Origin of the sequence: Paracoccus sp. J39 (assembly GCF_000518925.1) — a bacterium.
In the GTDB taxonomy this organism is placed as follows: Bacteria; Pseudomonadota; Alphaproteobacteria; order Rhodobacterales; family Rhodobacteraceae; genus Paracoccus.
This window is the reverse complement of the sequence record NZ_JAEN01000006.1, coordinates 210,275-219,610: the sequence shown is the minus strand read 5'-3', so window position 1 is coordinate 219,610 and position 9,336 is coordinate 210,275. Positions and strand designations below refer to the sequence as shown.

Annotated in this window: 8 protein-coding genes; 1 reads left to right on the top strand and 7 read right to left on the bottom strand. The window is 69.7% G+C overall.

All coding sequences use genetic code 11. The features are described from left to right. On the top strand, nucleotides 1–1,246 hold a 1,246-nt coding region (glyA, locus tag L632_RS0108400; RefSeq protein WP_028713778.1), incomplete at its 5' end, for a serine hydroxymethyltransferase. Between the two features lie 191 nt (nucleotides 1,247–1,437). Here glyA and phnE (L632_RS0108395) read toward each other — a convergent pair. The 7 genes from phnE (L632_RS0108395) to L632_RS0108365 form a co-directional block, all read right to left on the bottom strand. After that, complete coding sequence (gene phnE / locus L632_RS0108395) at nucleotides 1,438–2,763, bottom strand: phosphonate ABC transporter, permease protein PhnE (RefSeq protein WP_036697637.1); 1,326 nt, start codon at nucleotides 2,761–2,763, stop codon at nucleotides 1,438–1,440. A 3-nt stretch (nucleotides 2,764–2,766) separates the two neighbouring features. Beyond that, the gene (gene phnE / locus L632_RS0108390; RefSeq protein ID WP_028716618.1) at nucleotides 2,767–3,612 is read right to left on the bottom strand and encodes a phosphonate ABC transporter, permease protein PhnE; all 846 of its coding nucleotides are present in this window, start codon (nucleotides 3,610–3,612) and stop codon (nucleotides 2,767–2,769) included. 65 nt (nucleotides 3,613–3,677) lie between these two features. Then, nucleotides 3,678–4,577, bottom strand: coding sequence for a phosphonate ABC transporter substrate-binding protein (phnD, locus tag L632_RS0108385; RefSeq protein WP_028713781.1), 900 nt, complete (start codon nucleotides 4,575–4,577; stop codon nucleotides 3,678–3,680). Nucleotides 4,578–4,611: 34 nt separating this feature from the next. Next, on the bottom strand, nucleotides 4,612–5,430 hold the full coding sequence (phnC, locus tag L632_RS0108380) for a phosphonate ABC transporter ATP-binding protein (protein WP_028713782.1): 819 nt from the start codon (nucleotides 5,428–5,430) through the stop codon (nucleotides 4,612–4,614). Nucleotides 5,431–5,618: 188 nt separating this feature from the next. Further along, nucleotides 5,619–7,007 (bottom strand): dihydrolipoyl dehydrogenase, encoded by a 1,389-nt coding sequence (gene lpdA / locus L632_RS0108375; RefSeq protein ID WP_028713783.1) that lies wholly within the window; start codon nucleotides 7,005–7,007, stop codon nucleotides 5,619–5,621. A gap of 3 nt (nucleotides 7,008–7,010) precedes the next feature. Continuing rightward, the gene (locus L632_RS0108370; protein ID WP_028713784.1) at nucleotides 7,011–8,318 is read right to left on the bottom strand and encodes a dihydrolipoamide acetyltransferase family protein; all 1,308 of its coding nucleotides are present in this window, start codon (nucleotides 8,316–8,318) and stop codon (nucleotides 7,011–7,013) included. A gap of 1 nt (nucleotide 8,319) precedes the next feature. Further along, nucleotides 8,320–9,336 carry an alpha-ketoacid dehydrogenase subunit beta gene (locus L632_RS0108365; RefSeq protein ID WP_028713785.1) on the bottom strand — a complete coding sequence of 339 codons (1,017 nt, stop codon included), beginning with the start codon at nucleotides 9,334–9,336 and terminating at the stop codon, nucleotides 8,320–8,322.

Below are 9,336 nucleotides of genomic sequence, written 5' to 3'. Positions count from 1 at the left end.
CCGCGACCCTGCCATTTTCGGGGCGATCCGCCAGGAGCTTGGCCGCCAGCGCGACGAGATCGAGCTGATCGCGTCCGAGAACATCGTTTCGAAGGCGGTGCTTGAGGCGCAGGGCTCGGTCCTGACCAACAAATATGCCGAAGGCTATCCCGGCAAGCGCTATTACGGCGGCTGCCAATATGTCGACGTGGTCGAGGAGCTGGCCATCGAACGCGCCAAGCAGCTCTTCGATTGCGGCTTCGCCAATGTCCAGCCGAACAGCGGCAGCCAGATGAACCAGGCGGTGTTCCTGGCGCTGCTGCAGCCGGGCGACACCTTCATGGGGCTCGACCTGAATTCGGGCGGCCACCTGACGCATGGCTCGCCGGTCAACATGTCGGGCAAGTGGTTCAACGTCGTCAGCTACGGCGTGCGCCAGCAGGACCAGCTGCTGGACATGGAGGAGATCCGCAAAAAGGCCCATGAGACGAAGCCCAGGCTGATCCTGGCCGGCGGCACCGCCTATTCGCGGATCTGGGACTGGGCCGAATTCCGCAAGATCGCCGACGAGGTGGGCGCCTGGCTGATGGTCGACATGGCCCATATCGCCGGGCTGGTGGCGGGCGGCCAGCATCCCTCGCCGCTGCCGCATGCCCATGTGGTGACCACGACCACGCATAAATCGCTGCGCGGCCCGCGCGGCGGCATGGTGCTGACCAACGATGCCGAGATCGCCAAGAAGATCAACTCGGCCGTGTTCCCCGGCCTGCAGGGCGGCCCGCTGATGCATGTGATCGCCGCCAAGGCGGTGGCCTTCGGCGAGGCGCTGCGCCCCGAGTTCAGGGACTATGCCGCGCAGGTCGTCGCCAATGCCCGCGCCATGGCGGACGAGCTGATGCGCGGCGGCATCGACATCGTCTCGGGCGGCACCGACAACCACCTGTGCCTGGCGGACCTGCGCCCCAAGGGCGTGACCGGCAAGGCGACCGAGGCGGCCCTGGGCCGCGCCCATATCACCTGCAACAAGAACGGCGTGCCCTTCGATCCCGAGAAGCCCTTCGTGACCTCGGGCATCCGTCTGGGCGCCCCGGCCGGCACCACGCGGGGCTTCAAGGAGGAGGAGTTCCGCCAGATCGCCCGCTGGATCGTCGAGGTGGTGGACGGGCTGGCCGCGCATGGCGAGGCGGGCAATGCCGAGGTCGAGGCCCGCGTCAAGGCCGAGGTCGAGGCGCTTTGCGCGCGCTTCCCGCTTTACAGCGGCATGTGAGCCCGCCGCGGCGCAGGCTCAGACCAGCCCGCGCCGCACCATGATCCACAGCGCAACGCAGGCCAAAAGCAGCAGCCCGAAAAGAACGCTGGACGCCAGGGAGAGCGCGCCGCCCTGGCTTCAGGCGCCCTTGGGCGGCGCGGCCTTGGGGCGGCGACCCGCGATCCCGGATCGCCGCGACGGAGAGGCGTCTAGCCCCGGATCAGCCTGCGGCGCAGCCAGCCAGAGAAGCTGTCCATCGCCATCACCATCAGCACGATCAGCACCATGTAATAGGCCACGTCCTCCCAGTCCTTCTGGGTCTGGATCGCCTGGGTGAGCAACAGGCCGATGCCGCCGCCGACGATGGCGCCGATCACCGTGGCGCCGCGCGTGTTGGATTCCAGGAAATACAGCACCTGGCTCAGCAGCACCGGCGTCACCTGCGGGATCACCCCGAAGCGCGCCCGCTGCACGGCGCCCGCGCCGGTCGAGCGGATGCCCTCGACCTGCTTTTCGTCGATGTTTTCCAGGGCTTCCGAGAACATCTTGCCAAAGCTTCCCGTGTCGGTCAGCAGGATCGCCAGCGCGCCGGTCATCGGGCCGGGACCGAAGGCTCGGGCCAGCACGATGGTCCAGATCAGCCCGTCCACGCCGCGGATGAAGTCGAAGACCCGCCGCAGCCCGAAGCGCAGCGCGCCCAGCGGCATCATATTGCGCGCCGCCATGAAGCCCAGCGGCAGCGCCACCAGCGCCGCGCCGAACGTGCCCAGAAAGGCCATCAGCACCGTCTCGAACATCGCCCAGATCACGTCGCCATGCCGCCACATCGCATTGGTCCAGAAATCGCGCGCCATGGCGGCGATGTTGGGCAGGCCGGGATCGACGCGCGGCCCCCAAAGCGCGCTGGCGGCGATCTCGGGCCAACTCATGTAGTGAAACGGGCTGTCCAGGGTAAAGAAGAACAGCGCCCAGCCCGGCTGATAGCGGAAGGTCTCGACCTTGGCGCGGGTATAGGCAAAGCGCCCGGCCTCGGTCGTGACGCTGACGCGGCTGTCCGTGGCGTTGATCCAGTCCGGCAGCGGCTCGGGCGCGGTCAGGTGCAGCCCGCCGTCCTGCTGGCGGATGTCGATCAGGCCGTAGCCGGGCACGTCGTAGCGCGCGCCCTCCGCGTCATAGGTGACGACATGGCCGTGGCCCAGGTCGATGCGGGTCGCATCGCCCTCGGCGGCGATCCAGGTGGGCAGGCGATCCGGCGGATAGGTGCCCTTGGCCTCGCCGTCGATGGCGACGCGCAAGGCGCCCGTGCGGTTGTCGCGCGTCACATGGGTCTTGTGCTGCCAGAAATCCGCCAGCAGCACGGCGGCATTGTCCATCCGCGCCCGCCCGGCCAGCCCGGCGATGTCGAAGGCGATGGCGGCATAGGCCAGATAGGCCAGGATCGCCAGCGGCACCGCAAAGGCTGCCAGCCGGCGGCGGGCAAAGCGGGTCAGCACGGTATCGGTCAGCGCGGGGGAAAGCGTGGCGGTGGTCGTCATGGTTCAGCCCCTTACCAGCCGGCTGCGCGCGTGGTCGGACAGCCGGTCGATGGCGACGATGGCCACGAACAGCAGCAGGAAGATCGCCACCACCTCGTCATAGCGGCCCGTGCCCCATTGCATCGCCAGCTTCAGGTCGTAGCCGATGCCGCCCGAGCCGACGAAGCCCAGGATGGCGCTGGCGCGCAGGTTGATCTCGAAGCGCATCAGCGCATAGGACAGCCAGTTCGGCGCGACCTGCGGCAGCACCCCCAGCCCGACCTGCTGGCCCCAGCCGGCGCCGACCGAGGCCAGCCCCTCGACCGGCTTCAGGTCGGCATTCTCGGCCACTTCGGAAAACAGCTTGCCGAGCGCGCCGGCAGTATGCAGCGAGATGGCGATGACCGCCGGCACCGGCCCGCCGCCGAGGATATAGATCAGCACCAGCGCGATCACGATCTCGGGCACGGCGCGCAGCGCGTCCATCAGCCGGCGGAACAGCCCGGTCAGCCGCGGCCAGCGCGCCAGCCCGCGCGTCGACAGAAGCGCCAGCCCCATCGCCATCAGCCCGCCCATGAGCGTCGAGACGGCGGCGATGTTCAGCGTCTCGACCAGCGAGGGCAGGTGCTTGGCCAGCAGGCCCGGCAGGTTCGCGCGCTTCTGCCAGGCCTCGGTCAGCACCTCGGAGGGGAAGGCCAGCACCATCGGCAGCCCGTCGACGAAGCCGCCGGCATTGCGGTTTTCGGCCAGCCGGAACCCCGCCGCCATCATGGCGACGAAGAGCACCAGCAACAGCCCGCCGTAAAGCCGGCGGCGTCGGGCCAGTTCCAGATAGGCATCGCGGATATGGTCCGGGGCAAGGGCGGCCATGAGAGTCCTGCGGCTGAAATGCGAAGGCCGCGCCCCGGCACGGGGACGCGGCCGGGGAAAGGCGCCTACTGCGCCGTTTCCTGCAGCTTGCGGGCGGCGACCACGCCCAGATAGGCGTCATGCGTCACCGGCACGAAATCCATGGCCTCGCCATGCGCGACGCCATAGGCGCAGGCCTTGTCGGTCTCGTGCAGGTCGGCGGTCAGCTTCGTGACCTTGTCCTTGACCTCCTGCGGCAGGGCCTTGCGCAGCACCATCGGCCCTTCCGGGATCAGCTTGGACTTCCAGATCTCGACCAGGTCGTTCATCTCGACCAGCCCGGCATCGGCGGCCTTGCGGAAGGCGCCCGAGTTATAGCCGTCCTCCCAGTCGCCCAGCCCGTCGGCCCAGCTGACGCCGGCGTCGAAATCGCCGTTGGCCACGCCGATGATGGCCTGTTCATGCCCGCCGGCGAAACGGACCTGGCCGAAGAAATCCTCCAGCTTGCCATGGGTCTCGGCCAGCTCGGCGCCCGGCACCAGATAGCCCGAGGTCGAGTTCGGTTCGGCAAAGGCGAAGGACTTGCCCCTGGCATCCTCGATCGAGGCGATGCCGCTGTCCTTGCGGGCGAAGCCGATGGCGTAATAGCCGGTCGAGCCGTCCATGTTCTGCTTGGTCAGCACCGGCTCGACCGCCTCGGGATCGGTCAGGTGGATCTTGGCATAGCCCGAGGCGCCCAGCCAGGCCATGTCCAGCGTGCCGCCCAGCAGGCCCTGGATGACGCCGTCGTAATCGGCGGGGGTGAAGACCTTGACCGGCACGCCCAGCTCGGCCTCGATGGCGGCGCGGTAGCATTCGTTCGAGGTCATGCGGTCCTGCGCGTTCTCGCCGCCCATGATGCCGAGGTTGAAGCCGGTGATCGGCTGGGCGGTGGCGGCCGAGGTGAAGGCGGTGGCGGCGGCAAGCGCCAGGGCAAGCGGTTTCATGGTCTCTCCATGGGTTGCGAGTATGCAGGGATCGTCAGGCCATCAGCCGCGCGGCATAGGCCGCATCGGCCGCGGCGTCGGCGGGGATGGCGGTCGAGGTCGCGGCCTCGTTGAAGCTGTGGTCCGCGCCATAGATGTCGCGGGCGACGCCGGTCGAAAGCTGCGCGGGCGTGCCGTCGAAGACGATGCGGCCGTCGCGCATGCCGATCACCCGGTCGCAATAGCGCCGCGCCGTGTCCAGCGTGTGCAGGTTGGCGATCACCATGCGGCCGTCCTCGACATTGATGCGCTTGAGCGTGTCCATGACGATCTGCGCATTCATCGGGTCGAGGCTGGCGATGGGCTCGTCGGCCAGGATGATCCGGGGGTCCTGCATCAGCGCGCGGGCGATGGCGACGCGCTGCTGCTGGCCGCCCGACAGCGCCTCGGCCCGCTTGGGGGCCTGTTCGGCGATGCCCAGCCGGTCGAGGATCTCCAGCGCGCGCAGGATGTCGGCGCGCGGCCACAGGTTGAACAGCGTGGCCAGGACCGGGCGGCGGTTCAGCAACCCATGCAGCACGTTCGAAACCACGTCCATGCGCGGCACCAGGTTGAACTGCTGGAAGATCATCGCGCATTGGCTTTGCCAGGCGCGGCGGTCGCGGCCGCGCAGCGCCAGAATGTCACGCCCGTCCACGCAGATCCGCCCGGCCGAGGCGTCGGTCAGCCGGTTCATCATCCGCAGGAAGGTGGACTTGCCCGCGCCCGACCGGCCGATGATGCCGACGAAGGCCGGGCCGTCCACGGCAAAGCTGATATCGTCCACCGCGGCACGCCCGGAAAAGACGCGGGTGACGTTCTGAACTGCAAGCAAGGCGGGCCCTCCGTGAGCGGTTGGGGGACTGATAGAGGGCTTGCGTGACGAAAACGGCTCAGCTTCGTGAAGCTTTGTTGAAGATCCTGCGGCCTGCGCAGCCCTGCAGGCGGGACGGCCGGGCCATGGCGGCACGGCGTTGCGGCCGGGCGGCGACGGGGTGGCCGCCCGGCCGGGATGCGGGCCTGTCAGATATGCAGGGCGTGGCCGAGCGCCCGCAGGCAGGCCTCGTGCAGCGCCTCGCCGCGGGTCGGGTGGGCGTGGATGGTGGCGGCGATGTCCTCGAGCCGGGCGCCCATCTCCAGCGCCAGGGCGAAGCCGCCGGCCATCTCGGCCACGCCGGCCCCGACCGCCTGGATGCCCAGCACCTCATGCGTATCGGCGCGGGCGGTGACGCGGATGAAGCCCGTTTCGTCCCCGGCCGTCATCGCCCGGCCGTTGGCGGCAAAGGGGAAAAGGCCGGTGACGACCTCGCGCCCCGCCGCTGCCGCCTCCTCGGGGGAAATGCCGACGCTGACGATCTCGGGATCGGTGAAGCAGACCGCCGGGATGGCGCGCTTGTCCCAGGCGCGGCGCTGGCCCGCGACCAGTTCCGCCACCATCTCGCCTTGCGCCATGGCGCGATGCGCCAGCATCGGCTCTCCGGTCACGTCGCCGATGGCCAGCACCCCGGCCATCGAGGTGCGGCAGCGTTCGTCGATGCGGATGAACGGTCCCGCCATCTCCAGCCGCAGCCCGGCCAGCCCGGCAGCGGTGGCGCGGGGGCGGCGGCCGACGGTGACCAGCACCTTGTCGGCCTGGATGTCCTCGGCCCCGTCCACGCCGGCGACGCGCAGCGCGCCGCTGTCCGACAGCCCGCCGGCCCGCGCCCCGGTCAGCACGCGCACGCCCAGCTGGGTCAGGCGCTGCGCCACCGGCCGCGTCAGCTCGGCATCGTATTGCGGCAGGATGCGCGGCGCGGCCTCGACCACCGTCACCTCGGCGCCCAGCTTGGCATAGGCGATGCCCAGCTCCAGCCCGATATAGCCGCCGCCGACCACGGCCAGCCGGCCCGGCACCTCGGTCAGCGCCAGCGCGTCGGTCGAGGAGATGACCTTGCCGCCGAAAGGCAGCGCCGGGATCTCGATCGGCTCCGAGCCGGTGGCGATGACCAGCACCTCGGCGCGGATCTGCACCGGGCCCTCGGGCGTCTCGACCAGCACGGTCTTGCCGTCGCGGACCGTGGCCTGGCCGGTGACCAGCCGCACCTTGGCCTTGCGCAGCAGCGTCGCCACGCCGCCGGTCAGCCGGGTGACGATGCCGTCCTTCCAGGCCATCGTCGCCCCAAGGTCCAGCCGGGCGCCGCCGGCGGAAATGCCCATCGAAGAATTCGAGGAAAGCTCTGCAAGCCTATGGAATTCATCGGCTGCATGGATCAGCGCCTTGGAGGGGATGCAGCCGACATTGAGGCAGGTGCCCCCGGGCGGCTCGGCATCCACGATCACCGTGTCGACGCCCAGCTGCCCGGCGCGGATGGCGCAGACATAGCCGCCGGGACCGGCGCCGATGACCAGCAGCCTGCATTGGATCTCGCGCATCGCTCAGCCCTCCACGAAGATCAGCGCCGGGGTTTCCAGCAGCTCTTTCAACCGCGCCACGAAGACGGCGGCGTCCCAGCCGTCGATCACCCGGTGGTCGAAGCTGCAGGACAGGTTCATCATCTTGCGCGGCTCGAAGGCGGCGCCGTTCCAGAACGGCCTGACCGCCAGCCGGTTGACGCCGACGATGGCGACCTCGGGCACATTCAGGATCGGGGTCGAGGCGATGGCGCCCAGCGGCCCCAGCGAGGTGATGGTGATGGTCGAGCCGGAAAGCTCGTCGCGCTTGGCGGTGCCTTCCTTGGCGGCCGTGCCCAGCCGCGCGATCTCGGCCGCGGTGGCGCGCAGGTCCAGCGCCTCGGCATGGCGGACCACCGGCACCATCAGCCCGGTCGGGGTCTGCGCCGCGATGCCCAGATGCACCCCGCCAAAGCGGCGGATCAGCTGCGCCTCGGCGTCGTAATGCGCATTCATCAGTGGCTGTTCATGCACGGCGCGCACGATGGCGCGGGCGATGAAGGGCAGCAGCGTCAGCCGCGCGCCCTTGCCCTGCGCGTTCATCCGGCCGCGCAGATCCTCGACCGCCGTGGCGTCGATCTCCTCGACGATGGTGATCTGCGGGATGCTGTTCGCGGCCTGCATGCGCTCGGCGATCTTGCGGCGCAGGCCGATGACGCGGATCTCCTCGACCGAACCGTCGGGCTGCGGACCCGAAGGGGCCGGGATGCCGCCCGAGGCGATGAAGGCGTCCAGATCCTCGTGACCGATGCGGCCGGCCGGACCCGAGCCGCGCACCAGCCGCAGGTCCACCCCGGCCTCGCGCGCCCGGGCCCGGACGGCGGGCGAGGCGATGGGCCTTTCCCCCTCGGGGCGCAGGGGCGCGGGGGAAGCGGCCGCCGCGGGTTTCGCCGCCGGTTTCGGTGCCGGCTTTTCCGCCTGGGGCTCGGGTTCGGGCGGCGCTTCGGCCTTCGGTTGCGCGGGTTCGGGATCGGGTGGCGCGGTTTCGGCCTGCCGCGACGGCCCCGGGGCGGCCGCCGGGGCGGGCGTGTCGCCCGCGACATTGCCCGGCCCGTCCACCTCCAGCCGGATCAGTTCGGCGCCGACGGCGATCACGTCGCCGGGCGCCCCGGCCTGCCAGACCACCGTGCCGGTCACGGGCGAGGGGATTTCCACCGTCGCCTTGTCGGTCATCACGGCGACCATCGGATCGTCCTCGCGCAGGATGTCGCCGGGCTTGACCAGCCATTCGGAAATCTCGGCCTCGGCAATGCCTTCGCCGATATCGGGCATGCGGATTGCGTGAATACCCATCTCAGGCCACCTCGACCAGTTGACGCAATGCCTCGGCCACCCGCGCGGGGCCGGGGAAATAGCTCCATTCATGCGTATGCGGATAGGGCGTGTCCCAGCCCGTCACCCGGCGGATCGGCGCCTCCAGCTGCCAGAAGCATTCCGCCTGCACCAGCGCCGCCAGTTCCGCGCCATAGCCCGAGGTCAGCGTCGCCTCGTGCAGCACCAGGCAGCGGCCGGTCTTGTTCACCGAGGCGACGATGGTCTCCATGTCCAGCGGCAGCAGGGTGCGCAGGTCGATCACCTCGGCATCGACGCCGGATTCCTCGGCCGCGGCCAGCGCCACATGCACCATGGTGCCATAGGTCAGCACCGTCGCCGCCCGGCCCTGGCGGCGCAGCACCGCCTTGCCCAGCGGGACCGTGTAATGCCCCTCGGGCACCTCGCCCAGCTCATGGCTTTTCCAGGCCGTCACCGGGCGGTCGTGATGACCGTCGAAGGGCCCGTTGTAAAGCCGCTTCGGCTCCAGGAAGATCACCGGATCGGGGCATTCGATGGCGGCCAGCAGCAGCCCCTTGGCGTCCCGCGGGTTCGAGGGCACCACGGTCTTGAGGCCCGTCACATGGGTGAACAGCGCCTCGGGGCTCTGGCTGTGGGTCTGGCCGCCGAAGATGCCGCCGCCGGTGGGCATGCGCACCACCATCGGGCAGGTGAATTGCCCGGCCGAGCGATAGCGCAGCCGCGCCGCCTCGGACACGATCTGGTCATAGGCCGGATAGACGTAATCGGCGAACTGGATTTCCACCACCGGCTTCAGCCCATAGGCGGCCATGCCGATGCCGGCGCCGACGATGCCGGATTCGTTGATCGGCGTGTCGAAACAGCGCGTGCGGCCGTATTTCGCCTGCAGGCCGGCGGTGCAGCGGAAGACGCCGCCGAAATAGCCCACGTCCTCGCCGAAGACCACCACCGTCGGGTCGGCCTCCATCGCCACGTCCAGCGCGTCGCGGATGGCCTCGATCATCGTCATGCGTGCCAT

Coding starts and splice junctions, on each gene's coding strand:
- phnE (WP_036697637.1), bottom strand. CDS start 2,763: ATGACGACCACCGCCACGCTTTCCCCCGCGCTGACCGATACCGTGCTG.
- phnE (WP_028716618.1), bottom strand. CDS start 3,612: ATGGCCGCCCTTGCCCCGGACCATATCCGCGATGCCTATCTGGAACTG.
- phnD (WP_028713781.1), bottom strand. CDS start 4,577: ATGAAACCGCTTGCCCTGGCGCTTGCCGCCGCCACCGCCTTCACCTCG.
- lpdA (WP_028713783.1), bottom strand. CDS start 7,007: ATGCGCGAGATCCAATGCAGGCTGCTGGTCATCGGCGCCGGTCCCGGC.
- L632_RS0108370 (WP_028713784.1), bottom strand. CDS start 8,318: ATGGGTATTCACGCAATCCGCATGCCCGATATCGGCGAAGGCATTGCC.
- L632_RS0108365 (WP_028713785.1), bottom strand. CDS start 9,336: ATGGCACGCATGACGATGATCGAGGCCATCCGCGACGCGCTGGACGTG.